The sequence below is a fragment of the Novosphingobium hassiacum genome, from assembly GCF_014196055.1.
Classification (GTDB): Bacteria; Pseudomonadota; Alphaproteobacteria; order Sphingomonadales; family Sphingomonadaceae; genus Novosphingobium; species Novosphingobium hassiacum.
In genome coordinates this window covers 228,277-254,471 of the sequence record NZ_JACICY010000007.1, presented here as the reverse complement: position 1 = coordinate 254,471, position 26,195 = coordinate 228,277, and the positions used below count along the sequence as shown (strand labels likewise).

Genomic DNA, 26,195 nt, shown 5'->3' with positions numbered 1-26,195 from the left:
CGATCGCAAGCAAAAAGCTGTGTGGTCAGAACGACGAGGCCACGGTCAGGGCAGGGCCGGAACCCGGCCGCGCATTCCCGCCCACTCGAAACCGCCAGTCGAGCGCCACGCGTCCGCGCGCCTGCCCCCCCAGATCCATGCCGAGCGTAACCCGCGGCCCGATGTCGATACGCGCAGCGTCGCGCTGGCCCCCGGCCCACACGCCGGCACCGACACGTAACTCGGTCGCATTGGGGACCACACCCGCCACCGGGCGATCGACCAGCGCCTGCGCATCGAAAAATGCAGTGCCCTCGCGCCCGCCAGCATAGCCTGCCTGTGCATAGACTTCACCCCGCAGCCCCAGCGGCAGGTCCTGCCACGGCAATTCCGTGACCACGGAAACGACGGGTCGCACCCGCACCGGACCCGCAACGGAATCCTGCGCCCGCACCTCGACCAGCGCGCGCAGCGGAACGCTCACGACCGGGCGGATTCCCAGTCCCAGCGCTGCCTCCCGGTCCCGACCCGGCGCATCGACCGCATAGGACGCGCGCATGTAGGCATAAGGACTGGCGCCGCCGCCATCGCCCAGCCGATAGCGCAGCACCGCGCCTGCCTGGCTGGCGCCATAGGACGCCGCGCCCGGTGCCTGCGCCGCATCGCCCCCGCGGCCCCGCAGCAGCAACCAGCCATCGGCGCTCCACCGCCCGGCGTTCGTAACCGGCAGCGCCCCCATCAGCGACGTGCCCCGCTGACGGCTTCTCGCCTTGCCAGACGGCAATCCGAACGACGTGAACTTTGCCAGATCGAACAACGCCTCGCGTTGCTTGGCAGGCGAAAAACCGCCTCGCCCGTTTCCGAACGCGCCGTGCTTCCCGCGCACGATCGCGCTCAACGCCGCCGCTCCGCCGACCGCAATGTCTGCGGTGCCCACATCAAGTCTTCCAGCCGGTTCATGTGCGGGCGATCCGGTCACGGAAACCCGTGCCGCATTCGCCACGCCCGCAGATTCGAACAGCGGTGTCCAGATCAGCATGCGCACCCCGGCCCAGCCCAGCAGAACGGCGCTTAGCGCAATCAACGGTTGTCCGCGCCGGGCAGACGCGGGGCCCGCCATTACACCCTCGCCAGCCCCGTGGCCTGCGCCGGACGGGCAGGATGGGCAAAATGCAGAGTGTGTTCCCACCGCACCCTGCCACCGAGAAGCACGCGCAGATACGCAATCAGCGCGCGCCTTCCCGCCATGATCGAAATGATGTTGCCCACCGGAAAGCGCAAGATCGCACGCAAACCTTCGATCCTGCCGTATTCGCGCGCGGTGAACATGAACCGCAATGCCAGCCGCCAGCAGAAGCTCGCCAGGTTGATACCGAGCAGCGTTTGCACCAACGAATCCGGCGCCAGTGGGGTGACTGCGCCGTAGTGTTCGGCGATCCGCACAACCGGCCAGATCAGGATCAGCAGATATGCTGCAAACAGCACCAGCGCGACCAGCGGCCCGCGCCGGTCGCGCAGACGCATCCACAAGTCACGCCCTCCTCCGCCCCAGCCCATCCGTTCCCAGCCCTGAAACGCGATGCCGTGCAACCAGCGCGTCTTCTGGCGCACCGCCGTCGCTAGCGTTCCCGGGAAAAACTCGCGCGTGGCGACAAGCTTGCCGTGCCGGTCGCGAACCCTGAGGAAGCGAGAGCGCCCCCCGGTCTCGCTCACCAACAGACCCGCCTCATAATCCTCGGTCAGGCATTCCGCAGCGAACGGCTCGGTCCCGCCTCGCCGAGCCAATATCCGATCGATTGCGTCGCGCGAAAACGCACACCCGACCCCTGCGGTCGGCATGCCCGCGCCGGTCCAGTTGCGCACGACCATGTCCTTGGCATGAGCCTCGGTGAACTCATCACAGTAATGCCCCGCGATCCACGGCGAGTCAGCCAGCGGCTCGGGCCGGACCGGCAGTTGCACCATATCCACATCGTCAAGCGCGCGGTCCATCAGCCATAGCGCGTCGGGATGCACCATGTCCTCGGCATCGTGCAGGATCAGGCTGCGCATGCGCTCGCCCGTGCGGCTTTCGTCGTGGCACATTGCGCGATAGAGCCGGTTCAGGCAGTCGGCCTTGGTCGTCGGCCCACAGCGATCGTGCACGACCACCCGAAGCCGCGAATCGCTGGTCATGTCGGTCAGCGCGCGCAGTGTCGCTTCGTCATTGCGATAGACCCCCACGTAGACCCGCAAGTGCGCCTGCGGCCAGTTCTCCAGACAATGCGCGACCGTCGCCCCGATCACCGCGGACTCGCGCCACGCTGGCACCAGCACCGCTGCCACTCCCGCAAGCTCGCCGCGACAATCCGTGGTCAAGCGCTCCGTCCGGGCGCGCCCCGTCCCGCGCAGCCATAACCACAACCCGTCGATCAACAGTTCGTCGATCGCGCCCAGCGCGAACCAGATCGCGGCGAACAACAGCAGTTCGTGCTCGATGATCGCGAGCCACTGCAGTGCCGAATAGGATGGCGTCGTCGCCAAAACCTGCCCCCGGAATATCCATGCACCAGATCACCTGAGGCACATGCCCGGAAAACTATGCCCGTTCCGGACCGACCGCGAACCATAGACTGGTTCGAAAATGGCGGGACCAGCCAAACCATCCAGCCGGACCGTCCCCAAACGGAACCGAAATGTGACGCATTTCACATAAAACGAGCGCGAGGACCGGCATTCGATTGCAGCGCCACGGCAGTAGCTCATCACTGATCGCTAAAATCGATTATAGATACACTGAAACTGCGTGAAACCAATCACTAGGTTTCGCGTATAGAGGCTACCAATCGATTTACATGGGATCACGATCATGCCCGGCGACAACACGACCAAAGCCCTGAACGACAGCCTGAACGGCTTGCTGGCGGATTACTTCACGCTTTATCTCAAGACCAAGAACTACCACTGGCACGTCGCCGGCCCCAACTTCCGCGAACTGCACCTAATGTTCGACGAACAGGCGACCGAACTTTTCGCGCTGACCGACATCATCGCCGAACGCGTGCGCAAGAACGGCGGCGATACGCTCACCTCGATCGCCGCGATCGCCGGCAAGACCGCGCTCAAGGACGATGACCGCACGAAGATCGATGCGATGGAAATGGTCAAGGTGCTGCGCGACGACAATGCCGCGCTTGTCACGGCCATCCGCGCGGTCAAGGATGCCGCCACCGAAGCGGGCGACAACGCCACCGAAGGTCTCGCCGACGATTGGACCGATCAGGCCCAGCAGCGCGTCTGGTTCCTCACCCAGACACTCGGCTGAATCTCAGAACCTGCCGCTCGTCCTGATGCCGATACCACCGGGACGAGCGGTAAACCCGCCCAACACCATCGGACCACTCACCTCGGGCGGGAGTCCCGAAAGCACGAGATCCGCCTGCCACGCGCCATCTCCGGCGATGCGCAAGGTCAGCTTCTCCATTCCGCCGCTCCCTTGCATCGGCACGACCAGCGCCCCGTTCGCGCAGCGCGCCTGCCCCGACAGCACCAGCGCGTCGGGCAATAGCGGGCCGGGTGAGGCGAGCGTCATGGTCATCGTGCCCTGCGCTGCCACGCACCGCCCATCCTCGATCCGCAGCGACAGATCGCCAAACCCAAGCGATGTCACCGGCAATCCGCCCAGCCCATCAGGCAGTGCCAGCGTCCCGTTGACGCCGGACAACCGAACGTGGCTCGCACTGCCAGACGCGCGCGCAAAAAACGGCGCATCGCCGTCGCGCGACAGGGCGAATTCCGCCCGGCCGATCGGCAACGCCCACGGCGAGAGTCCGGCGTCCAAGGTCCCCAGCGGCAGCGGACCAACCCGCAGGTCGGCCACACGTCCGCCCCACACCGGCCCCTCGACACTCCGCGCGGTTACGTTGTCCGGCATTCCCCACGCGAACGCCAGCCGCAACGGCAGCATCACAATCAACCCCAGCGCAAACAGTCCAACCAATGCCAGCCAGTCCCGCCGTGTCAGCGCGCGTTCGCGCACGAATATCCACCGCCCGATCATGATCCGATCCGCCGCAGCGTGACATTGACAGAGACGGTCCCGTCAGGCGCAGGCGTCATCGCCAGCTGCTCGACCGCGAGGCCCTGACCCGCAAGACCATCAAGCCAGACCAACGCCGCCGAAGGCCGAGCGGTCGGGATCACGATCACCGCCATGTCGCTCCCGCGCCGCTGGTTCGATTGCACGACGAACCCCGCTTCCTGCGCGCTCGCTCCCGCGATCTGCTCAACCGGCCCAGCCAGCACTGCAGCACGCGGCGCAGGTGCGGCCTTCAGCTGCTCGATCTGCCCAACGATCCGCCCTGCGCGTTCAGTCACTTCGCGATGCCGGACCGCCGCTTCGTCCAGCGCATTCCCCACTGGCAGCACGATGCCATAGACCAGTACCACCAGCGCGATGAGCGCACCCGCGACGCTGACCAGCACCCGCTCGCGCGCGGTCAGGCCGATATACCAGGCGCTCAACCGCCCCATCATGGTGCCCTCACGGTAATCGCGGCGACTGTCGCACCGGTCGGATCGGGCGCGAGCGAGGGCGGAACGGTCACCTTCCAGCCTTGGTTCTGCAGCGCGATCAGCACCGCATTCACATCCTCGGCTCGAGGCGCAGCCGCCGTAAAGCGCAATGTCCCGTCTGCTCCGTATCCAAGATCGCGCAACCGCACCCCCGCCACCGGACGCACCGCATCGAGCACCGCCGCAGCAGGCGCCGCAAAGCTCGCCCCGCCCTGCCCACGCCGCGCCAACTCGGCACTCAACAACCGCTCCGCACCGTCGAGGTCGTTCGCCGCTGGAAACCGCGCTTGCGCCAGTTCCAAAGCGCGAGCCTCCTGCGCCGAACTGTCGAGATTCCACTTCACGATCCACACCAGGATCAGCGCCAGCGCGAGCAAGGCCGCACAAGCCGCCATCCGCGCAAGGATCTGCCAGTTCGCCACCGCAAACACCGATACCCGGCGCGGCGCATACTGCCCCTGCCGCAAGTTCAGCGGCGGCGTGCCATGCAGTTCCGCCAAACGCGCGGCCAGTGCATGTTCATCCAACCCGACCTGTTCAAGCTCATCGCCCAGCGCATCGACCAGCGCAGGCTCGGCCGCAAACGCCGCATCGCCCGTCCGCGCCAGCAACTGCCCGCCCAGATCGCCCAGCACCAGCGCATCGGCCACGCGCGGCAGCACCAGCGCCGCCGGAACGATCGCAACCGGGTCAAGCCCTTGCCCCGCCAGCGAAGCCAACCACCGATCCATCTGCGACAGCGCCACGCTGCACGACAGCAAGTGCCCCTCACCCGCGCCCACCGCCACATGGCGTTCGTCCGCAAGCCCGCCTTGCGCCAGCCCCAGCCGTTCTGCGGCGAGCGCCTGCGCCAGAGGCATCGCGGGCAGGACACGATCACGCACCGGCGCAACGCTCGCCGGAACGAGCACGGTCACCTCGCCCACATCGCCCCAAGGTGTGCTCTCACTCGCAGGATCGAACACCTGCTCCGCGCTCACCGCGCCTTCGCTCACCCGCCACCAGCGCCATGGCTCATCCACGCCTGCGGGCAACAGGACGATCAATCCAGGCAAAGAAGGAGCTTCGACAGCCATCGTCAACGTGTCAGTTCTTGCCCGAGTAGATATCGGCGTTCAGTTCGGTCCCGCCCGGCTGTCCGTCAGCCCCGAGCGAGAAGATCTCGAACGGCCTGCCGTCGCGCCCCGGCACCTGATACTGATACGGATGCCCCCATGGGTCGGTCGGCACATCCTTCACATACCCGCCAGACCGGTAATTCTGCGGCGTGGCCGCGTTCGCGGGCGGCGTCTTGAGCGCGGTCAATCCCTCGCCCTGTCCCGGGTAGCTCGCCATATCGAGCCGGTACATCTCCATGCCCTGCTCCAGCGTGGCGATGTCGGACCGCGCCTTGACCACCATCGCCTTGTCCTGGCTCGGCAGCACGTTAATCAGCACGACCGTGGCCAGCAGCCCGATGATGAAGATCACCACCATCAGCTCGACCAGGCTGAACCCGTCACGGCGGCGTTCATCTTCGATTTCAACGACTTCAACGTCAGTCATATCACAAACCCGTCAGGTTTTGGAGTTGCAGGATCGGCAACAGGATCGCCAAAATGATCAGTGCGACCATCGTGCCCATGACGACGATGATCGCAGGTTCAAGCAGTGCCATCGCCGCTGCCGTAAAGGCTTCGAATTCGCGCTCGAGATAGTCGGCGGCGCGTTCGAGCATGACGCCCAGTTGGCCCGCCGCCTCGCCGCTCGCCGCCAGATAGACCAGCAGCGGCGGAAACGTCCCCGCTTCGCGCAATGCGGTCGAGAGCGATCCACCCGCGCGCACTTTCTCGCTGATTCCCGCCAGCGACTGCGCCTGAACCGCGTTCGACACCGTACGCGTCGCCAGCCGAAGCCCATCGACCAGCGGCAGCCTCGCCTCGATCATCGTCGCCAGCGTGCGGGCGAGCGCGGCAGCGTGCACGTCGCGGATCAGCTTGCCGATGAACGGAATGCGCAGCAGCGAAGCGTCGAAGCGTAGCTTGAACGCCGGATTGCGCAACGCGCGTACGAAGCCGAGCACGCCCAGCGCCAGCACCACCAGCAGCGCCCACCACCAGGTGCTGAGGAACTGCGAAATCCCGATCACCACCCGCGTCAGCGCCGGCAACTGGCGGCTGGCATTGTCGAACTGTTCGACCACGCGCGGCACGACCGAGATCATCAGTCCGGTCACTACCCCGATCGCGACGAACGACAGCACGATCGGATAGGCCAGTGCCGCGATGATCTTGCCCCGCACTTGTGCCTGCCGTTCGAGCATGTCGGCCAACCGGTCGGCAATCGCGGGCAGGCTGCCCGAATTCTCGCCCGCTGCGATCATCGCGCGGTAGATTGGCGGAAAACTCGGCTCCTCGCGCCGCATCGCCTCGGCCAGCGGAAGCCCTTCGATTATCCCGGCATGGACATTGGTCAGGATCGCTTGCGCCTTGACCTTCTCGGTCTGGCGCGAAATCGTCCGCACCGCTTCCTCGAGCGGACTGACCGACATCAGCGACGAAAGCTGCCGCGTGAACAGCGCTAGCTGCTTGGCCGAGAGCTTCGTCGCGAACCACGCCACGCCGCTGGTCGAAGTCGCCGCGCGCCGCGCCGATGCCGCCGCATCGGGCGCAAGGCTCGCCACGAACCAGCCGCGCGCGACCAGCTTCTCACGCGCCGCACCTTCGCCCGCCGCCTCGATTGCGCCGCGCCGTTCGCTGCCCTTGGCGTCGATCGCGTGATAGGCGAACCGCGCCATCAGGCCCCGTCCCGCCGCATGATCCGCGCCGCTTCCTCAGGACTGGTCCGGCCGTCCTTGACCATCCGCCGCACCGCCTTGGCCAGCGTCGGCGAATCTGCAAAGGCGTGGCGGGCGATGGCGTTCTCATCGGCATTGTCGTGGATCATCTGGCGGATCGTATCGTCGATCCGGATCGCCTCGAACACGCCGATACGCCCGGCGTACCCTGTCTGCCCGCATTCGGGGCAACCCTTGGCCGTATGCACCACGCGCCCTGCCTTCATACCGAGCACCTCGGCCATACCCGCGTCCAGCACACGTTCCTCGCGGCAATGCGAACACAGCCGCCGCACCAGCCGCTGCGCGATCACCGCGCGCAGGGTCGAAGCCAGCAGGAACGGCTCGACTCCCATATCGCGCATCCGCGTAATCGCGCCCGCCGCGTCGTTGGTGTGGACTGTCGAGAGCACCAGATGCCCGGTCAACGATGCCTGCACCGCGATTTCCGCCGTCTCGCGGTCGCGGATTTCGCCGACCATCACCACGTCCGGGTCCTGCCGCAGGATCGCGCGCAGACCCGCCGCAAACGTCAGCCCGACCTTGGCATTGACCTGCGTCTGTCCGACTCCGTCGACCGCGTATTCTACCGGATCTTCGACAGTCAGGATGTTGCGTGCGCCATCGTTCAGCCCGCGCAGCGCGGCATAAAGCGTCGTCGTCTTGCCCGAACCGGTCGGCCCGGTAACCAGCACGATGCCGTTCGGCTCGGCCAGCGCGCGACGCAAGGCATCCTCGGCCTGCGCATCCAGACCCAGCTGGACCAGTTCGATGCCTGCATTCTCCTTGTCGAGCAGACGCATGACCACGCGTTCGCCCGCGCGGTTGGGCAGGGTCGAGACGCGCACGTCGACCAGCTTGCCGCCAAGGCTCAGCGAAATGCGCCCGTCCTGCGGCATCCGTCGCTCGGCAATATCCAGCCGCGCCATGACCTTGATTCGGCTCACCAGCACCGGCGCGACATGCGGCGGCATCCGCAGCTTCTCGGTCAGCACGCCATCGACACGCATCCGCACGACCAGCGCGGTTTCGTAGGGTTCGATATGAATGTCCGAAACGCCCTGCCGCAGGCTTTCGGCAATCAGCCCGTTGATCAAGCGGATCGCAGGTGCATCGTCGGCGCTGTCGAGCAGGTCCTCGGCGGTCGGCAGGCCCAGTGCCAGCGGGTCGAGCCCATCCCCGGCAATGCCCATGTCGCCCACGACTTGCGCCGCACCATCCTGCGCATAGACTTGCGCCAGCAGCTTCTCGAACTCACCCGCGCTCACCTTGCGCGTCGCCAGCGGCCGCCCCAGCACCCGCCGCACTTCCAGCAGGCCCAACGGATCGGCCCCCTCGCGCATCGCCAGCGACACCGCACCATCGCTCGCGCCCTCAACCAGCAACCCATGATCGCGCGCGAAGTAATAGGGCACTGCGGCCACGTCGTCGGGCATGACCACGCTCATCGCGCCGACCAGCGGCGTCTCGTCGATTGCGGCGATGTCCTGCGCGGTCTCCATCGGCTCAGTTCTGCGGACTGCTCGGCGGAAGTTCGGTCTGCTGGATCGGCGCAGGCGTTGCCCGTGGCCGGATCACGCTATCGCCCGGAGCCACCACCGCGACTTCAGCCTGTGGCACCGTCGGCGGCAGCGCGCCCATGTAATCGACGATCAGTTCGTCGATGCCCGGTTCGCGCTTGGGGTCGAAATCGGTCTGCGCGTTGCGCACGACGCCATAACGCCGCGCCGCCAGCGCCTGCCGGTCGGCCGCATTGCGCAGGATCGTCGGGCGGATGAACACCATCAGGTTGGTCTTGACCCGGCTTTTCCCGCGAGACTTGAACAGTTCGCCCAACACCGGAATATCGCCGAGGAACGGCACCTTCTCGATCGTGCGCTGCTCGTTGTCATCCAGCAGCCCGCCCAGCGCCACGATCTCGCGGTCGCCCACGGTCACGGTCGTCTTGATCTCGCGCTTGTTGACGATCAGCTCGTCCGACTTGCTCGATACGGTCCCGGCGATCGAGCTGACCTCCTGCCGCAGGTCCAGCCGCACCATGTTGCCCGCGTTGATCTGCGGCGTCACGTCCAGTTCGATGCCGACATTCTGCCGCTGGATCGTGCGGAAGGTATCGCTGAAGTTGCCGTTCGACAGCGCCTCGCCGGTCGAGACCGGGATTTCCTGCCCGAACAGGATCGATGCGGGCACGTTGTTGTTGGTGGTGATGTGCGGCGTCGAAAGGATGTTCGAATCCTTGTCGGTCTGCACCGCCTGGATCAGCGCGCCGAGGTAGGTGTTGTTGCCCAGCTCGGTCAGGAACCCGGTATAGGCCCCGCGCGCGCCGAGGATCTTGCTGGCTGCATTCTGCCTGAGCAGGTCGCCTGCGGCGCTGTTGGTCGTCGTCGTAACCGTGCTGCCGTTGACCACCGTCGTCGTCTGGCTGAGGTTATCCGCCAGCAACCCGCCAGCGATGTCGATTATGTTGGGCGACGTGTTGGAATAATTCGTAACCGCGAACGGCTTGTCCTTGCCGCCGAACAGCATCTGCACGCCCAGCTGCCGCGCGACATTGTTCGAAATCTCGACGATGATCGCCTCGACCAGCACCTGTTCCTGCGGAATGTCGAGCTGGCGGATGACCTCGGTGAGGCGCCGCTGCTCGTCCGCAGGCGCGGCGATGATGATCGCGTTCGCGCCGGGATAGCGCGTGATCGTGGCGTTGCCACGCCCGTTCGCCAGCTTGATCGGTCCGTTGCCGAGCCCGCCCGTCGTCGCGCCGATCGGGCTGGTCTGCGTACCCGACGATACCCCTGCGTTCTGCCCGGTGCTGCCCTGCGCGCCCGCCGTCGAAGTGGCACTGCTGCCAACCCCGCCAAGCGAAATCGGCGCCGCGCTGCCCGACGCGACCTCGCCGCCACCCTGCCCGCCGACCAGGCGCTCCAGCACCGGCACCAGCGCCGCCGAATCGGCGTAGTCGAGCCATACGACCTTGATCTCGCCACCCGTCGCTGCGCGCGCATCGAGCATGCGCGCCATCGCCGCCATCTTGGCCAGCGTCGACGCATCCCCGCGCATCAGCACCGCATTGGCGCTGTCCACCGCGACCACCGTGGCAAGCGAGCGCCCGCCTTCGCCTGCGGCAGGCACAAGCTGCGTCAGCGCAGTCGCTATCTCGCGCGCACCGGCATGATCCAGCACGATCGTCTGCGTCGTCGTGCTGTCACGGTCGATATCGCCCAGCAGTGCCCGAATGCGGCGCAGGTTGTCGGCGTAATCGACGATGACCAGCGAATTGCCCGCCTTGTTCGCGGTCAGCGCGCCTTCTTTGCTGATCAGCGGGCGCAAGGTCTCGACCGCCTGCGCGGCGTCGATCGTCCGCAGCCGCACCACTTCGGTGACCATCTGGCTCTGCGCAGCGCCCCGGCTGCCGATCCGCGTGGGGTTGCTCGCCGCACCCTCGGCAGGCTGGATGCGGAACGCGCCATTTCCGGTCGGCACTGCGACCAGCCCGTTGGCGCGCAGTGTCGAAAGGAACACCTCGAAGTACTCCGAACGGCTCAGCGGCCGGTCGGAAACCACACTGATCTTGGTCTGGACGCGGCTGTCGACGATGAACGTGCGGCCGGTAACCTCCGCCGCGTCCGCCACGAAGGCACGCACATCGGCATCGCGGACGTTCAGCGTATACTGCGCCCACGCCACTTGCGGGGTCGCCAGGGCAAGCGCGGCTGCGCCCACTAGCATCTTGGAGAAGGAGATCATGCGCAAGGTCATGGAGCCAATGTTATCGCGAGGGGAAGCTGACGGTCGCCGCGCCGGACGGTAACCGCAATCGAAGCGCCGGGGCGCATGACGCCAGCCAGCGTGGCGGCATCGCCTGCGCCAGTGACGGGCTTGCCGTCAACCTCGGTGATCACGTCACCGGGCTGGAATCCGGCGGCGCGGAACACCGCGCCATCGCCTGAAGACATGACTTCGAGGCCAACGACCTTGCCGCCCTCGGCACGCGGGCCAAAGTTGATCCCGCGCCGCACCGCGTCGACGCTGACGCCGCCACCCAATGCGGCAGGTGCCGCGACCGGATTGGCCGCGACCACACCCTGCGCACTTGGCGCGGGCGCGGATTGATCGATGTAGAGCAGTTCCTTCGCTCCGTTATGCGTCAGTTCGACATGGTCGAACCCGACCGCAGACAACGTCACCCCCGGCTGAACCTCGGAACCGGTGCGATAGACTTGCTGCAGCCCGTCAGCCCCCGCAATGATCGCGGTCCCGCCGCCACCAGGCGTCCCACGCGTGCCGAACAACGTCAGCGCGAGCGAAGTCACCGCTCCGCTCGATACCGGTGCCGCCGATGCAGGCGGTGTGCGATTGAACGGATCGACGCCGGCGAAAAGCGCGGCCCTCGCCACCGGCGACATCGCGCGCACGCCCGCCGGACGCCATTCGCCCACAGGAGATACCGGCGTGACCAGCGCCCACAGCAGCGCCGCGCCCAGCAACGCCAGTGCCGTTGCCAGCAGCCACCACAGCACATCGTGCAAGGCAACGCGCCTGCCCGGAAAAGCCGCCATGGTGCTGCCGAATCTCACGCGCGAAAAACCCCTTCCGATCGCAGGCATAGCCCGCTCCACCCGATTCACAAACGCCTGACATGACCGGGGCGCGATCTACCCCAAGCAGCCGATTGCTACGGTGGCGTGACAAGCGCTTGGCGAAAACCCCCGGCGTGACAATGCCCTGTCGCCAGCCCATGATCGCCTGCGATGCGCAACCTCCTGCCCAGCCCGCTCCACCGCCTAGCCCTGCGTACCGCCCACATGCTGCGGCTCGCCTGGTGGCGGACCACGCACCGCACCGTACGCGGCACCAATGTCATCGCTGGCGATGCACAAGGACGCGTCCTGCTCGTGCGCCACAGCTACCACGCCTCGCAGACGTGGATGCTCCCCGGCGGTGGCCTTGGCACTGGCGAGAATGCGCTTGAAGCCGCGACCCGCGAACTGGTCGAGGAAACCGGCTGTACTCTGGTCCAAGGCCGCCACATCGGCAGCGTCACCCTTGCCCGCAACGGCTGGACCAATCTGATCGAACTCGTCGCGGGCAGCACCCACGACACCCCCCAGCCCGACGGTCGTGAGATCGTCGAGGCCCGCTTCTTCGATCCCGCAGCCCTGCCCGAAACCACCAGCGCCGCCACGCGTACGATGATCGCCAAGTGGTGCGGTCAGAACGGCAGCTCGGCCTGAGTCGCCGCGACCGCCGCCGCCTCGTCCACCCCGTCCGGTTCCTCGCCCTCCAGCGCCGAGAGCGTCAGTCCCATCAGCCGGATCGGCTTGGGCAGTGGCAATTGCGCGTCGAGCAACTCGCGCGCCACTTGCGCAAACGCGGGCTTATCCGCCACCGGATGCGGCACCGATCGCGACCGCGTTGCCGGTGTAAAGTCGTTGTACTTCAGCTTCAGCGTCACCGTTCGCCCGCTCGCTCCGCTGCGCTCGATGCGGTCCCACGCGATGTCGATGATCCGCTCCAGCGTTTCGCGCAGTGCCGTACCCGATGAGATGTCGCGCTCGAACGTGCGCTCGCTCCCGACTGACTTGCGCGCCCGGTCCGCCTTCACCTGCCGCAAGTCGATACCCCGCACCGCGCGGTACAGGTAATCCGCAATGCTGCCGAAGTTCGCCCGTAGCCAGGCCAGTTCCTTGTCGCGCAGGTCCGCCCCGGTCTCGATCCCCAGCGCCGCCATCTTCTCGGCCCCGCGCGGACCGATGCCGTGAAACCTGCGCACCGGCAGCCCCGCAACGAACTGCGCGCCTTCCCCCGGCCTGATCACGCAGATCCCGTCGGGCTTGTTCTGGTCGCTCGCGATTTTGGCGAGGAACTTGTTGTATGAGACCCCAGCGCTTGCGGTCAGGCCAGTTTCGGCGCGAATCCGCTTGCGGATCAATTCGGCGATGTGCGTGGCCGAACCGATCCCGCGCACGTCGTCGGTCACGTCGAGGTACGCCTCGTCCAGCGACAGCGGTTCGACATGCGGCGTATAGTCCAGAAAGATCGCGCGGATCTGCTGCGACACTTCGCGGTAGACCTCGAACCGCGCCTTGCAGAATATCAGGTCGGGACACAGTTTGACCGCCCGCGCCGAAGGCATCGCCGAGCGCACCCCGAACTTGCGCGCCTCGTAGCTGGCCGCAGCCACGACCCCCCGCCCCGAAGACCCGCCGACGGCGACCGGCTTGCCACGCAGCGATGGATCATCGCGCTGCTCCACGCTGGCAAAGAAGGCATCCATGTCGACATGGATCACCTTGCGCAGCGATGTCGCCGTACGATCCGGCTCGCCGCCCTGAAAACGGTCACCGGCCCAAGGATCATTGGAGGAGCCCATGGCAGGTCAATAGCGCCTTTCGCACCGCAACATAAAGGGTGGGAATCATGGGAGATCTGGTCCAGATGACGGGCATGTCAGCTAACAATGAGTCGTTTCCGCAGCGCGTCCGCGCGATCGGCGAGCGCGAATCGATCGCGATGATGGCGCTTGTCATGGCGCTGCAAGCTCTCGCCATCGACGCGATGCTGCCTGCGCTCGGAAATATCGCGAGCGACCTTGCGGTGACCGATCCCAACGAACGCCAGCTTGTCGTCGGCAGCTTCATGCTCGCCTCGGGGTTTGCCTCGCTCGTCCCCGGCTCGCTCGCCGATCGCTACGGACGCCGACCGATCCTGCTCGGTTGTATCGCAATCTATATCGTGTTCTCGCTTGCCTGCGCGGTCGCCACCTCGTTCGACATGCTGCTGACAATGCGCGTGCTGCAGGCGCTGGGCTGCGGCGGCCTTGCCGTCCTGCCCTCGGCGATCATTCGCGATCGTTTCTCGGGTGATCAGATGGCCAAGCAGATGTCGATCATCGCCGTCGTGTTCCTCGTCGTACCAATGCTCGCGCCGAGCATCGGACAAGTCGTGCTGCTGTTTGCCGGATGGCGCTGGATCTTCGTGATGCTGGCGGTCGTCGGCTGCGCGATGGCAACCTGGGTCGCGATCCGCCTGCCCGAAACGCTCGACCCTGCGCATCGCCAGCCGATCCATGCCAGCTCGATCGTGATCAACATGGTCAGCGCGGCAATGAACCGCCAGTCGATCGGCTACGTCATCGGCGGCGCGGTAACCTTCGGTGCGCTGATCGGCTACGTCAACAGCTCGCAGCAGCTGGTCGCCGAACATTTCGGCGCCGGCACGCTGTTCCCGCTGTTGTTCGGGCTGTCCGCGATGATGATGGCCGTGGCCAACTTCTCGAACTCGCGCATCGTCGAACGCTTTGGCGCGCGCCGCGTGTCGCACACTGCGGTGATCGTGTTCATCTTCGTCGGCGCAACGCAGGTCTGGTTCGCCAGCCGACCGGACGAAACGCTGTGGCAGTTCATGCCCTTGATGATCACCAACATGATCCTGATCGGGTTCATCGGCGCGAACTTCAATTCGATTTCGCTCCAGCCGTTCGCGCGGACCGCGGGCACCGCCAGCTCGATGCAGGCCTTCGTGCGCATGGTGCTGGGATCGCTCGTCGGGATCGCCATCGGGCAAGCTTATGACGGCAGCGCGTACCCCTTGGCACTGGCACTGCTGGCCACCGGGATCATTGCACTGCTGGCGGTACTGTTCAGCGAAAAAGGCAAGTTGTTCCGCCGCGTTCACCCGCCGGGCACCCCCCGCCCGATCGTCATCGAACACTGATCCGCTTAATCAGGCCGCGCTGGCAAGGCTCGCCATCGCCTCGGCTGCGGGCCCTGGCCTTCCGAAATGATACCCCTGCATCAGCCGCACGCCCAGCGCTTTGGCAGTCTGGGCCTGCGCTTCGTCTTCCACGCCCTTGATCGTGCAGTCTATCCCGAGTTGCCAGGCCAGCGAGACAATCGTTTGCACCAGCGTCCGCGCGCCGGGATCGGTCGATAGCGCACGCGACAGGCCCCGGTCGATCTTGATCATGTCCAGCGGCAGGCGATGCACCTGGCTGAGACTCGACCAACCCGCACCGAAATCGTCGAGCGCGATGCGGAAACCCCGCGCCCGGAAGGCGGCAAGCTGCGCGTCGGCGCGCTTGGGATCGTCGATCAGCGCGCGCTCGGTCACTTCGAGTATGATCGAACCCGCTGGAGCGCCTGCCGCTTCGACAATCGCGGCCAGTGCGTCGGCGGTTCCGGCGCGCATCACGTCACGCGGGGCCAGATTGATCGACAGCGTGCGGCCCTGCTCCCACGCCCGGCATTCGCTAAGCGCGCGCGTCAGCACCATCCGGGTCAGCTCGCCGGTCCGCCCAGTGGCCTCGGCCAACGCGATAAAGTGCGAAGGCGTCAGCCAGTTGCGCCCGTCGGGACTCCAGCGCGCAAAGGCCTCGAACCCCGAAATGCGTCCGGTCTCGGCATCGATGATCGGCTGGTAGAGCAGCTTGATGTGCGTTTCGAGATTGGAATCGTTGAACTTGCGAGTGATCGCGGCGCGCGTTTGAAGCTCGGCCTCATCGTCGGCGCTGAACACGACTACCGCGCCATCGCCCTGCTTTTTGGCCTTGTACAGCGCGGCGTCGGCGCGTTCGAGACAGTCGCTCGAACTGCGCCCAGCCACCCGGTGCACCCCGATCGATCCTGACAGGCGCAGGATGGCGCTGCCGTGCTTGACCGGCGCGCGTAACGCTTCGGACAGGTCCGTGGCAGCCACGCGGACGTCGTGCTCGGTCAGGTCCGCATCTAGGATGAGTGCAAACTCGTCGCCACCCAGACGCCCGAAGCTGTCTACCCGCGCAATCGTGGCCAGACGTGAGGCGACAGCGGCCAGCACCGCATCGCCAGCCGCGTGGCCGTAGGTATCGTTGACATGCTTGAACCCGTCGAGATCGATGAGCGCCAGCCAGGCCGCCGCTGTGCCGGTATAACCGCGCGCCAATTCGTCATCCAGCCGGGACAAGATCGCACGGCGGTTGAGCGCCCCGGTCAACGGGTCGACCGTTGCCTGCAGCAGGTTCTCGCGCGCCAGCTTTGTCGATTCGCGCTCGCGTCGCTCCAATTGCTGTCGCGACAGCTCCAGACGCACGAAGTCGCGATGATGGCTGCTCGTCAACATCAGCAGGATGCCGGTGATGAAGATCTGGACCATTACCACCGGCACTGCATTGGGGTGGTTGATGAACAGGATCTGCGTCGTTGTCGGCACCGAGACGGCAAACGCGATGCGCAGCGCGGTCAGGGGCGCGTGGCCCAGTCCGAGCACGCCCGAAAACAGCGTGATCGCGACGATGTAGTGCGTGAACGACTGCGCCGCCTCATCGCCGTGGGGATAGAGCAGCATCGCCCAGACCCCGAAGAGGAAAGCCGAGACTGGTCCCACCCAGTTCATCATCGCCAGATCGCGTCGCGATTTTTCCAGCGATCGCTTCTTCACGCGGCTTGGCATCCAGTGCATCCCGCGCCACAGCGACACCAGCGACAGCGCCAGCGGGCACACTACGGTAAGCCAGATTGGCGCCAGATGTCGGAAGCGCCAGGCCAGCAGGAAGCAGTCTATCGCCACTACGATGTAGAGCAGGGGCAGCCGCTGCGACAGGCTCCTGACATAGGCCCGGGTAAAGCTGTCGCCTTCCTTCTGGCGCCAGCTTTCTCCAAACGCACGGCGCACCTCCCCATACAGGCGCAGGGGGCCGTCCAAAACATGAGAAAGAAACCGACCGAACCCCATTGCGAGATTCGTACGCAGGCAAGGTTAACATGGAGTAAGGATGCACTCGGCAATCATGTGATGCCGTCAGTAAAATCGATTGAAATCAAACCACAAGTGCGGCCACTAACGACTTGACCTTCTTTTGCCGCCACTGCGGCAGCGGCGCGACCAGCCAGTAGCCCCGGCGCGAAGGCTCAGGCTCGGCGAGCGCGACGATCCCGCCCGATGCCAGCGGCGCCTCCGCCAGTTGATAGGGTACGTGGGCACGGCCAAGGCCTGCCCGCGCCGCGCTGATCGCGGTGCCGGCATCGCCGACCGAAAAGCCAACGTCCCCGCCTCCTGGAGCAGGGTCGCCCGGCCAGCCAATCCACGGACAATCTGGCGCCGCATCCGGTGCTGCCACCGTAACCATCTGGGGTGCGCCGAGTGCTATGCCTTCAAGGTCGCCAGGCCCTTCGGCCCAGCGCACCGCGATATCGAGATTGGCCTCGGTGAAGTCGATATCGGCATCCCCGCCGACGAGCGAAAACCGCATAAGCGGATTGCTCAGCCGGAATTGGGCGATGCGCGGCGAGAGCCATGCGGCAAAGAAATCGCGCGGACAGGCAATCGTATAGACATGGCTCGATTGCCCAGCCTGCATCGCCTGCACGCCTTCCTCGAAGCGCAGGAAGCCTTCGCGAATCGCATCCAGTCCGGCGATCGCCTCGTCGGTCAATTCCAGCCCCTTCGACGTCCGGCGGAACAGCACGACGCCGAGCAGGTCTTCGAGCGCACGGATCTGCTGGCCGACCGCAGCCGGGGTCACTGCCAGTTCGTCCGCCGCGCGGGTGAACGACAGATGCCGCGCAGCAGCGTCGAGCACGCGCAGGCCGTTGAGCGGGAGATGCGTCCGTTTCATTGCGGACGCTTGTTAGTTTGCCGGGGCCGGCGCCGCCAGAGGAAAGAACGGAATAGCCACATCGAACAGTGCGCCGTTGGCGCGCTGCATCGTATAATGCCCTTCCATACTACCGTGATGCGTGCTCAGCGGGCAACCCGAAACATAATCGTGGCTTTGCCCCGGCTTAAGCACCGGTTGCTCGCCGACCACGCCGTCGCCGTCGACGTAGTTGATCATTCCGCGGCCATCGGTGATCCGCCAATGGCGCGACAATAGCTGCACCGGCTGATCGGAATCGTTTTCGATCCGGATATGATACACCCAGAACCATTTTCCCGATTCCACACGCGATTGCTCGGGCAGGAAATTGACGGCGACTCGCACGGTCACCCCGTCGGTCATGGCTGCGTGCTGGAAAAGCTGCTTCATGTTTGTCAAACTACCGCAGATTGGCTCGCGTTCCAACGCTACATTACTTCTTTGGCGCGCGCTTGATCGAATGGACGCAACGGCGCACAGCGAAGCCTTGCAATGCTGATCCGCGCCTCCGCCATTCTCTGCTCGTCCCGCCCTCACGGCGAACACGGCGCGATTGTGCGCCTGATGACCGCCGATCACGGGCTGGCAGGTGCATTCGTCGCAGGCGCACGCGGGCGCGAACTGCGCCCGCTGCTGATCCCGGGCAACCTGCTCGAAGTCGAGGTAAGAGCGCGCACCAACGCGCAGCTGCCGTCGGCGCGACTCGAACTCGTCACCAGCCGCGGCCCGTGGCTATCCGAACCCCTGCCCAGCGCCGGAATCAGCTGGGCCTGCGCGCTCACCGCCGCCACCCTGCCCGAAGGCCATGCTTACCCGCCGCTCTTCGAAGGCCTCGGTGCGACTCTCGATGCAATCTGCCACGCCCCTTCCGCACGCGGCTGGGCGCGCGTGCTGGCAGGGTACGAGGCGCTGCTCCTGCGCGAGGTAGGCTATGGCGCCGCCCCGTCCGCCCCCCCGGAAGAGAACTGGTCCGCCCTGCTCACCCGGCTCGAACGCCAGGGCAAGATCATCGGCAACCGGCTCCTTGCCGATCGGGCGCGCGATGTTATGGGGGCGCGCGCGATTCTGCTGGATCGGCTGCGGCGGATCACCGGCGACTGAGGGGTAGATTGATGAAGATTGCGGTTCTGGCAGGCGATGGCATCGGCCCCGAAGTAACCCGCGAGGCCGTCGGCGTGATCGAGCGGCTGGCCATCCCCGGCCTCGAGATGACCGACGCGCTGGTCGGCGGCGTCGCCTACAAGGCCACCGGCCACCCGCTCCCCCCCGAAACGCTGGAAATCGCGCGTGCCTCCGACGGCATCCTGTTCGGCGCAGTCGGCGATCCCGACTGCGACTCGCTGGAGCGCCACTTGCGCCCCGAACAGGCGATCCTCGGCCTGCGCAAGGCACTCACGCTGTTCGCCAACCTGCGTCCCGCCAAGGTCTTCGCCGGCCTTGAAGGCCACTCCGCCCTGCGCCCGGAAGTGGCAGGCGCGATCGACCTGGTGATCGTCCGCGAGTTGAACGGCGACGTCTACTTCGGCGAAAAGGGCTTTCGCACCGCCGCCAATGGCGACCGCGAAGGCTACGACGTCATGTCGTACTCGGACAGCGAAGTCCGCCGCATCGCCCACGTCGCCTTCCGCACCGCGATGGGCCGCGCCCGCCGCCTGTGCTCGGTCGACAAGGCCAACGTCCTGGAAACCAGCCAGCTCTGGCGCGACGTGGTGATCGAAGTCGCCCAGGAATACCCCGAAGTCGCGCTCGAACACATGTACGTCGATAACGCCGCGATGCAGCTCGTCCGCGCGCCGGGCAAGTTCGACGTCGTCCTCACGGGCAACCTGTTCGGCGACATCCTCTCCGACCAGGCCTCGATGTGCGTCGGCTCGATCGGCCTGCTCGCCTCGGCTTCTCTGGGCGAGCGCGAGACCGCGCACGGCACCTTCGGCCTCTACGAGCCGATCCACGGCTCCGCTCCCGACATCGCTGGCAAGGGCCTCGCCAACCCGATGGCAACGATCCTGTCCGCCGCCATGCTCCTGCGCCATTCGCTCGGTCTTGCGGCTGAGGCCGATCGCATCGAAGCCGCCGTTGCCAAGACTCTCGCCGACGGCATATTGGGAGGCGACCTCGGCGGAAGCGCCGGAACGACGGAAATTGGTGACGCCGTCCTCGCGAGGCTCTAAGGGCCGCGCCTATGCTGCAACTTGCCGTAATCCTGCCGACCTACCGCGAACGCGCCAACATCGCGCCGATGGTCGCGCGTCTCGACGCCGCGCTGCAGGGCGTCGCGTGGGAGGCGATCTTCGTCGACGACAACAGCCCGGACGGCACTGCCGACGAGGTGCGCCGGATCGCACAGGAAGACCCGCGCATCCGTGTGATCGAGCGCATCGGCAGGCGCGGCCTCGCGTCTGCCGCGATCGAGGGCATGTGCGCCACCGCCGCGCCGATCGTCGCGGTCATGGACGCCGACCAGCAGCACGATCCCGAACTCCTCCCGCAGATGCTCGGTGCGGTCGAAAGCGGCGACTACGACCTCGCCTACGCCTCGCGCTTTGCCGAGGGCGCGAGCACTGAAGCATGGGGCCGTCCCGACCGCGTCAAGGCGTCGGGCCTTGCCAACCGCATCGCCAACAAGGTCACCGGGGTCGAGCTGACCGATCCGATGAGCGGTTACTTCATGATCACCGCCGAGACCTTGCGCGCCGACGCGCACAGGCTGTCGGGCGTCGGCTTCAAGATCCTGCTCGACATTCTGGCGACCGTCGACCGTCCGCTCAGGATCAAGGAATTCCCCCTCCACTTCGCCGCGCGTTCAGAAGGCGAAAGCAAGCTGGACCAGACCGTCGTGTTCGAATTCCTCGTCGGCCTTTACGACAAGTGGCTCGGCCGGATCATCCCGACGCGGTTCGCGCTGTTCGGCACGGTCGGTGCGATGGGCGTCGCGGTGCAACTCGGCACGCTGTGGGTGCTGCTCAAGCTGATTGCGGGCGAGCGCTTCGTATATGGCAACTGGTCCGAAAGCGCGACCTTCAACACCGCCAACACGCTGGCCGCCATCGTCGCGATGACCTTCAACTTCGTCCTCAACAACGAACTGACTTATTCCGACAAGCGCCTGCGCGGCTTTGGCCCGCTGCTGCGCGGCTGGGCCCAGTTCGCGCTGACCTGCTCGCTCGGCCTGCTCACCAACATCGGCTCGGCTGCCGTGCTCAAGACCATCGGCATCCACGATGTCGTCGCGGTCATCACCGGCATCGTTCTCGGCTCGGTCTGGAACTTCGCCCTGTCCTCGCGCTTCGTCTGGGGCAAGTACTGATCACAGGGCGGCACGCCCACCCGCAGCCCCTCCCTCAAGGGAGGGGGGGGCAGAAATTCGCCACTCGCAATCACGTCACCCCTCCCTTGAGGGAGGGGTCGGGGGAGGGTGCGCGACGCCTGTTGACCAAGCAGCCCGCTACTTCCAGCTATCCAGCCAGGTATAGTCCAGATACGAACTCGTCCTCGGCAATTCCCCCGCCGAGATGATCGGGTAGAACCCGATCCCCAGCCCGAAGGCCAGCACAAGCGCCACCTTGGTCGGCCAGCGCAGGCCCAGGTCCCACCAGTCGGCCAATACCAGTGCCAGCGCCGCCATCAGGAAACAGCTCGCCAGCATGTAGTGGTAGTAGAACTGCACCGGCTTGCCGTTGATCGCCCAGAAGCCGACCAGCAGCACGTACGCCCCGACTACCAGCAACCGCAACCGGTCGCCCCTCACGCCGCTCCACGCGCACAGCGCCAGCGCGGGCAATCCCGCAAGCATCGTGAACGGATTGCCCAGCATCAGCACCCCACGCTGCGCCCCGTCGACATTCTCATACAGGAACCAGATCGGACGGATGTTGGCCATCCACTGCCACCACCGGCTCATATACGTGTGTGGGTTCTTCACGCTGTCCTGCAGCTGCAGCATATAGCCCTGCCACTTGATCAGGTTGCCGAACGCCAGCGGGTCTTTCTCATAGAAATGCGCGGGCAGAAACGTGAGGAAATAGACCAGCAGCGGCACCACGCCGAGCCACAGTACCGCTTCGATCAGCGAAACACCCGGCACCGGGCCAGCGCCCGCAGACGACCACGGCAGCCCTGCCCGACGCCCCTTGAGCGCGTCCCACCGGTTCAGCGCGAACAGCAATCCGGGCAGCGGCAGCAGCAGCGCGCCGTTCCACTTCGCTCCCAGCGACAGTCCCAGGAACACGCCAGTCAGCAGCAGATGCCACCGCGCCTTGCCGACCGTGCCCGAAGGATTGCGCCACGCCAACGCCCATTGCCACACCGCCAGCGCCATGAATCCGCCCATCGCCATGTCGAGCAGCGCGATCCGCGACATCATGAACCACACGAAATCGGTGGCGATCAGCAGCCCGAACAGGATCGTCGCCGTGCGCGAAAGGCTCGCCCACCACAGCCCCCGCATCATCGCCCAAAGCCCGATCCCGCCCAGCACCGCCGAGGGGAAGCGCCATCCGAACGGGGTATCGCCGATCAGTTGCATGGACCACGCGATCAATTGCTTGGCCACCAGCGGATGTTCGGGGTTGAGCCGCGCAGTCAGGTCGATCAACCGGCGCGCGGCGGGCAGATAGTGGATCTCGTCGAACATCGGCTTGGACGGAATGCCCAGCCGATGCAGCACAACGAAGAAGAACAGCGCCGCAATCACGCCGCACCACATGGCGGGATCGCGGTCGGCTTTGCGGGGGAATGGTGGGGCGGTCATGCGCCGCCAGCGATAGTGCGCGCAATCGCGCTTCGCAATCCCGCCGCTTGCGCGCTTGGGCTCACGAAACTAAGGCGAGTGCCATGAAACGCACCACCGGACAGGACCGCTCGATCACCCGCAACTGGCGTCCCGCGACGCAAGCCATCCGTGGCGGCACGTGGCGCTCGGAAATGGGCGAGACGTCCGAAGCGCTGTTTTTGACCTCGGGCTTTGCCTACGACGATGCTGCCACCGTCGCCGCGCGCTTTGCGGGCGAGGCCGAGGGCATGACGTATTCGCGCCTGCAGAACCCCACCGTGGCGATGCTCGAAGAGCGCATCGCGCTGATGGAAGGTGCCGAGGCATGCCGCACGCAGGCCACCGGCATGGCCGCGATGACCACGGCGCTACTCTGCCAGCTTTCGGCAGGCGATCACGTGGTCGCAGCCAAGGCCGCGTTCGGCTCGTGCCGCTGGCTGATCGACAATCTGCTCCCACGCTTCGGCATCACCGGCACGACAATCGACGCGTCAGACAACGCTGCGTGGGAAGCCGCGATCCAGCCGAACACCAAGGTGTTCTTCTTCGAAAGCCCGGCCAACCCGACGATGGACGTGGTCGATCTGGAATTCGTCTGCGGGCTCGCAAAATCGCGCGGCATCACCACGGTCGTCGACAATGCCTTCGCCACGTCTGCCCTCCAGCGCCCGATGGACTTCGGCGCGGACGTCGTCGCCTATTCCGCCACCAAGATGATGGACGGACAAGGCCGCGTCATGGCCGGCGCGGTCTGCGGATCGGCCGACTGGATCAACAACGTGCTGCTGCCGTTCCAGCGCAACACCGGCCCGAATATCGCTGCGTTCAATGCATGGGTCGTGCTCAAGGGCCTCGAAACGCTCGACTTGCGCATCCACAAGCAAAGCGAGAATGCGCTGAAGGTCGCCAGCTTCGTCGAAGGCCGGGTGCCGCGCCTGCTCTATCCGCACCTGCCCAGCCACCCGCAGTACGCACTGGCAAAAAAGCAGATGAAGGCAGGCGGCACGATCTTCTCGTTCCACCTAGATGGCGGGCTGACGCAGGCCCACGCCTTGCTCGATGCGCTGCAGCTGATCGACATCTCGAACAACATCGGCGATTCGCGCTCGCTGATGTGCCACCCGGCGTCGACCACGCACTACGGCGTCGGCCCTGAAACGCGGGCAGACATGGGCGTCGGCGAAGGGATGTTGCGGTTGAATGTCGGGCTGGAAGACCCCGATGACCTGATCGAGGATCTCGATCAGGCATTGCGCGCGGCGGGACTCTGACCGCCGGGCGCCTGCCCGATCCCCATAAGGTTAGAGCGGACGCGCCAGCCCACTAAACCGGCGTCGGGAAATCCTCGGCCACATCATCCTGCGCGGCGGCTTCCTCAGCCTTGTCCTTCGTGATCAGGACATTCTCGCGACGCCCCATCGTCCAGTTCTTGCCGAGCCGGACCTGATGATTGGGCGCGCACCAGATCTCGCCTGACACGTCGAGCGCGGTGACCCAGATGAGGTTATGTTCCTGCCCGTAGTCGATCATGCCGATGGCGTAGCCGTCGCCCTTGCCGAGCACATGCAAGGGGATCGTCGGATTGAGTTGCGTGAACACCGGATCTCTTTCAGAAGGCCCGCCCCGTGGGAGGGGCACGCCGGAATGATCCAGTAAATTCGCGAGACTGGCAGGCAGTTCCCTACTCAAGCCAAACGGTTCAGGCACCGCCTGCAGGGTTGGCGCTTTCCAGTGCGGCAATGCGCGCCTTCAAGGCTTCAACTTCTTCACGCGCAGTCGCCGCCATCGCCTTGACCGCGTCGAATTCCTCGCGGCTGACGAAGTCCAGACCCCCGAATGCTTCCTTGGCCTTTTCGCGCGCAGACTCGGCTGCCTCGCGGCTCATGCCCGCAATCGTCCCGGCGGCGCTATTGAGCAGCTTGACAAAGTCGGCGATCAGCGGGTTTTCGCTCTGCATCGGTAAAGTCCTGTTGGTGCCTTAAGTACTCGCTATGTGGGCAGGCACGCGCCCGCCCGCAAGGGTCAAATGCTGACGCGCACCGTGCTCGACGATCCGAACGCGCCATCGGCATCCGGGTTCAACCGCCCGAACTCATACGTCAGGAAGCAGGCGAAGCACACCCACGCCAGATAGGGCAGGAGCAGCATCCCCGCGACCGGACGAATCCGCCAGAACAGCACCAGCGTGATCGCGATCGTCACGATCATCGCCACCGTGATCCAGAATGCAGCGGTGATCTGATGCATGGCGAAAAACACCGGCGACCACGACAGGTTGATCGCAAGCTGGACGACGAACGCCACCGTAGCAAGACCCCTGCCCGCAGCGCCGCGCGCCGAAAGGATCATCGCCAGCGCAATGCCCATCATCGCGTAAAGGATCGACCAGACGATCCCGAACACCTGCGGGGGCGGGTAGATCGAAGGTTTGACCAGATCGTCGAACCACGGGTTGCCCGGCCCACTCCCGGCAGCCTGTCCGGAAAAGAACCCGAGCACGAGCAGCAGCGGTACGGTGAACAGTGACCAGCGCAGCAGACTGGCGCGCAATTGGCCCGAAGAAGCAAGGTAGTTCATGTCACCCGTGTGCAGTGCGCCGCAGCGCGATTCGCCAAGGATATTGGCGGGGTGCGGCCTAGTACGCAATGCGAACTGAATCCGGGGGCAATCCCATGCGGAGACAGAACCTGGGGAAAACTCAATTTCTCACTGCTGAAATCAGGAATTCGACGTTGCCTTCGGGGCCAGTGATCGGGCTCTGTGCGATCCCCTGAACCTCCCAGCCGTCGCTTTCGAGCGATTCGCGCACCTCGTCGCACACGCGCTGGTGCAATTGCGGATCGCGCACCACGCCGCCCTTGCCGACCTCGCCGCGCCCCACCTCGAACTGCGGCTTGATCAGCGCCACCAGCCGCGTCGGACGGCTCGCCAGTGCCAGTGGCACTTCCAGCACCTTGCGCAAGCCGATGAAGCTGGCGTCGCACACTACCCACGTCGCAGGCCGGTCGATGTGCCCGGGCGTCAGCACCCGCGCGCTGGTCTGCTCGTAGACCGTTACCCGCTCATCCTGACGCAGCTTCCACGCCAGCTGGTTCGTCCCCGAATCGACCGCGAACACGTGCGCCGCTCCGCCCTGCAGCAGGACATCGGTAAATCCGCCCGTCGAGCTGCCGATATCCATCGCCACGACACCTGTCGGGTCCAGTCCGAACGCCTCGATCGCATGCGCCAGCTTGATCCCACCGCGCGAAACCCACGGGTGGTCGCGTCCGCGCACATCGAGCAGCGCGTCGGCGGGCAGCGCCTGACCAGCCTTGGCGATTTTGGTTTCACCGCTGAAAACCAGTCCTGCAAGGATCAGCGCCTGTGCTCGCGCCCGGCTCTCGACCAGTCCGCGCTCGACCAGCATCTGGTCCACGCGCAATTTGGATTTGGGCGGCGATTTGGGGGGGCGGGTTGAGGTC

General features: G+C 65.7%; 26 protein-coding genes. 7 read left to right on the top strand and 19 right to left on the bottom strand.

The genetic code is table 11. The features are described from left to right. Positions 1–25 precede the first annotated feature (25 nt). Together GGQ88_RS15215 and GGQ88_RS15210 are read right to left on the bottom strand one after the other, a co-directional pair. Positions 26–1,099: a hypothetical protein gene (locus GGQ88_RS15215; RefSeq protein WP_183614289.1), complete on the bottom strand. Its 1,074-nt coding sequence runs from the start codon at positions 1,097–1,099 to the stop codon at positions 26–28. Next, on the bottom strand, positions 1,099–2,502 hold the full coding sequence (locus GGQ88_RS15210) for a glycosyl transferase family protein (RefSeq protein WP_183614288.1): 1,404 nt from the start codon (positions 2,500–2,502) through the stop codon (positions 1,099–1,101). The genes GGQ88_RS15215 and GGQ88_RS15210 overlap by 1 nt, the downstream gene beginning before the upstream one ends. Before the next feature lie 325 nt (positions 2,503–2,827). Here GGQ88_RS15210 and GGQ88_RS15205 point away from each other — a divergent pair, with 325 nt between their 5' ends. Next, a complete protein-coding gene (locus GGQ88_RS15205; protein WP_183614287.1) occupies positions 2,828–3,283 on the top strand; it encodes a Dps family protein in 456 nt (151 codons plus the stop codon). A gap of 3 nt (positions 3,284–3,286) precedes the next feature. Here GGQ88_RS15205 and gspN read toward each other — a convergent pair whose 3' ends face one another. From gspN to GGQ88_RS15165, 8 genes are read right to left on the bottom strand one after another with little or no spacing between them, the layout of a single operon-like run. Then, positions 3,287–4,018, bottom strand: coding sequence for a type II secretion system protein N (gene gspN / locus GGQ88_RS15200; protein ID WP_183614286.1), 732 nt, complete (start codon positions 4,016–4,018; stop codon positions 3,287–3,289). Further along, positions 4,015–4,494, bottom strand: coding sequence for a type II secretion system protein GspM (gspM, locus tag GGQ88_RS15195; protein ID WP_221214693.1), 480 nt, complete (start codon positions 4,492–4,494; stop codon positions 4,015–4,017). Before gspM ends, gspN begins: the two co-directional genes overlap by 4 nt. Further along, on the bottom strand, positions 4,491–5,588 hold the full coding sequence (gene gspL, locus GGQ88_RS15190; RefSeq protein ID WP_183614284.1) for a type II secretion system protein GspL: 1,098 nt from the start codon (positions 5,586–5,588) through the stop codon (positions 4,491–4,493). The genes gspM and gspL overlap by 4 nt, the downstream gene beginning before the upstream one ends. A 31-nt stretch (positions 5,589–5,619) precedes the next feature. After that, positions 5,620–6,078, bottom strand: coding sequence for a type II secretion system major pseudopilin GspG (gene gspG / locus GGQ88_RS15185; RefSeq protein WP_183614283.1), 459 nt, complete (start codon positions 6,076–6,078; stop codon positions 5,620–5,622). A 1-nt stretch (position 6,079) separates the two neighbouring features. Beyond that, positions 6,080–7,309, bottom strand: a complete 1,230-nt coding sequence (gene gspF / locus GGQ88_RS15180) for a type II secretion system inner membrane protein GspF (protein WP_183614282.1) — start codon at positions 7,307–7,309, stop codon at positions 6,080–6,082. Next, positions 7,309–8,796 carry a type II secretion system ATPase GspE gene (gene gspE / locus GGQ88_RS15175; protein ID WP_246386073.1) on the bottom strand — a complete coding sequence of 496 codons (1,488 nt, stop codon included), beginning with the start codon at positions 8,794–8,796 and terminating at the stop codon, positions 7,309–7,311. The genes gspF and gspE overlap by 1 nt, the downstream gene beginning before the upstream one ends. 58 nt (positions 8,797–8,854) lie before the next feature. Next, entirely contained in the window at positions 8,855–11,092 is a 2,238-nt protein-coding gene (gene gspD / locus GGQ88_RS15170) for a type II secretion system secretin GspD (RefSeq protein WP_183614280.1), read from the bottom strand. An 8-nt stretch (positions 11,093–11,100) separates the two neighbouring features. Next, positions 11,101–11,922, bottom strand: coding sequence for a type II secretion system protein N (locus GGQ88_RS15165; RefSeq protein ID WP_183614279.1), 822 nt, complete (start codon positions 11,920–11,922; stop codon positions 11,101–11,103). Between the two features lie 174 nt (positions 11,923–12,096). On the opposite strand from GGQ88_RS15165, the gene GGQ88_RS15160 reads away from it, so the two are divergent. Further along, positions 12,097–12,579: an NUDIX domain-containing protein gene (locus GGQ88_RS15160; RefSeq protein WP_183614278.1), complete on the top strand. Its 483-nt coding sequence runs from the start codon at positions 12,097–12,099 to the stop codon at positions 12,577–12,579. On the opposite strand, the gene dinB is transcribed toward GGQ88_RS15160, so the two are convergent. Then, on the bottom strand, positions 12,558–13,718 hold the full coding sequence (gene dinB, locus GGQ88_RS15155; RefSeq protein WP_183614277.1) for a DNA polymerase IV: 1,161 nt from the start codon (positions 13,716–13,718) through the stop codon (positions 12,558–12,560). The two genes, GGQ88_RS15160 and dinB, sit on opposite strands and share 22 nt — an antisense overlap. Positions 13,719–13,765: 47 nt before the next feature. On the opposite strand from dinB, the gene GGQ88_RS15150 reads away from it, so the two are divergent. Continuing rightward, positions 13,766–15,061: a multidrug effflux MFS transporter gene (locus GGQ88_RS15150; protein ID WP_343057232.1), complete on the top strand. Its 1,296-nt coding sequence runs from the start codon at positions 13,766–13,768 to the stop codon at positions 15,059–15,061. A gap of 9 nt (positions 15,062–15,070) precedes the next feature. Here GGQ88_RS15150 and GGQ88_RS15145 read toward each other — a convergent pair whose 3' ends face one another. The 3 genes from GGQ88_RS15145 to apaG all read right to left on the bottom strand — a co-directional run bounded on the left by GGQ88_RS15145 (position 15,071) and on the right by apaG (position 18,350). After that, positions 15,071–17,026, bottom strand: a complete 1,956-nt coding sequence (locus tag GGQ88_RS15145) for a putative bifunctional diguanylate cyclase/phosphodiesterase (protein ID WP_183614276.1) — start codon at positions 17,024–17,026, stop codon at positions 15,071–15,073. A gap of 115 nt (positions 17,027–17,141) precedes the next feature. After that, the gene (locus tag GGQ88_RS15140; protein ID WP_183614275.1) at positions 17,142–17,939 is read right to left on the bottom strand and encodes a LysR family transcriptional regulator; all 798 of its coding nucleotides are present in this window, start codon (positions 17,937–17,939) and stop codon (positions 17,142–17,144) included. 12 nt (positions 17,940–17,951) lie between these two features. Further along, positions 17,952–18,350, bottom strand: a complete 399-nt coding sequence (gene apaG, locus GGQ88_RS15135) for a Co2+/Mg2+ efflux protein ApaG (RefSeq protein WP_183614274.1) — start codon at positions 18,348–18,350, stop codon at positions 17,952–17,954. A 102-nt stretch (positions 18,351–18,452) separates the two neighbouring features. Here apaG and recO point away from each other — a divergent pair, with 102 nt between their 5' ends. From recO to GGQ88_RS15120, 3 genes are read left to right on the top strand one after another with little or no spacing between them, the layout of a single operon-like run. Beyond that, positions 18,453–19,061: a DNA repair protein RecO gene (gene recO, locus GGQ88_RS15130; RefSeq protein WP_183614273.1), complete on the top strand. Its 609-nt coding sequence runs from the start codon at positions 18,453–18,455 to the stop codon at positions 19,059–19,061. 11 nt (positions 19,062–19,072) lie between these two features. After that, positions 19,073–20,131, top strand: coding sequence for a 3-isopropylmalate dehydrogenase (gene leuB, locus GGQ88_RS15125; protein WP_183614272.1), 1,059 nt, complete (start codon positions 19,073–19,075; stop codon positions 20,129–20,131). 11 nt (positions 20,132–20,142) lie between these two features. Continuing rightward, complete coding sequence (locus GGQ88_RS15120; RefSeq protein WP_183614271.1) at positions 20,143–21,267, top strand: glycosyltransferase; 1,125 nt, start codon at positions 20,143–20,145, stop codon at positions 21,265–21,267. 138 nt (positions 21,268–21,405) lie between these two features. On the opposite strand, the gene GGQ88_RS15115 is transcribed toward GGQ88_RS15120, so the two are convergent. After that, the gene (locus tag GGQ88_RS15115; protein ID WP_183614270.1) at positions 21,406–22,710 is read right to left on the bottom strand and encodes a phospholipid carrier-dependent glycosyltransferase; all 1,305 of its coding nucleotides are present in this window, start codon (positions 22,708–22,710) and stop codon (positions 21,406–21,408) included. A gap of 83 nt (positions 22,711–22,793) precedes the next feature. Here GGQ88_RS15115 and GGQ88_RS15110 point away from each other — a divergent pair, with 83 nt between their 5' ends. After that, positions 22,794–24,002 carry a trans-sulfuration enzyme family protein gene (locus tag GGQ88_RS15110; protein WP_183614269.1) on the top strand — a complete coding sequence of 403 codons (1,209 nt, stop codon included), beginning with the start codon at positions 22,794–22,796 and terminating at the stop codon, positions 24,000–24,002. Positions 24,003–24,054: 52 nt separating this feature from the next. Here the strand turns inward: GGQ88_RS15110 and GGQ88_RS15105 are convergent, their stop codons facing one another. From GGQ88_RS15105 to GGQ88_RS15090, 4 genes are all read right to left on the bottom strand, one after another. Continuing rightward, complete coding sequence (locus GGQ88_RS15105; RefSeq protein WP_183614268.1) at positions 24,055–24,330, bottom strand: hypothetical protein; 276 nt, start codon at positions 24,328–24,330, stop codon at positions 24,055–24,057. Positions 24,331–24,430: 100 nt separating this feature from the next. Continuing rightward, entirely contained in the window at positions 24,431–24,688 is a 258-nt protein-coding gene (locus tag GGQ88_RS15100) for an accessory factor UbiK family protein (RefSeq protein ID WP_183614267.1), read from the bottom strand. A 65-nt stretch (positions 24,689–24,753) separates the two neighbouring features. Continuing rightward, on the bottom strand, positions 24,754–25,308 hold the full coding sequence (locus GGQ88_RS15095; RefSeq protein WP_183614266.1) for a TspO/MBR family protein: 555 nt from the start codon (positions 25,306–25,308) through the stop codon (positions 24,754–24,756). A gap of 121 nt (positions 25,309–25,429) precedes the next feature. Beyond that, a complete protein-coding gene (locus tag GGQ88_RS15090) occupies positions 25,430–26,140 on the bottom strand; it encodes a TlyA family RNA methyltransferase (RefSeq protein WP_183614320.1) in 711 nt (236 codons plus the stop codon). Positions 26,141–26,195 lie beyond the last annotated feature (55 nt).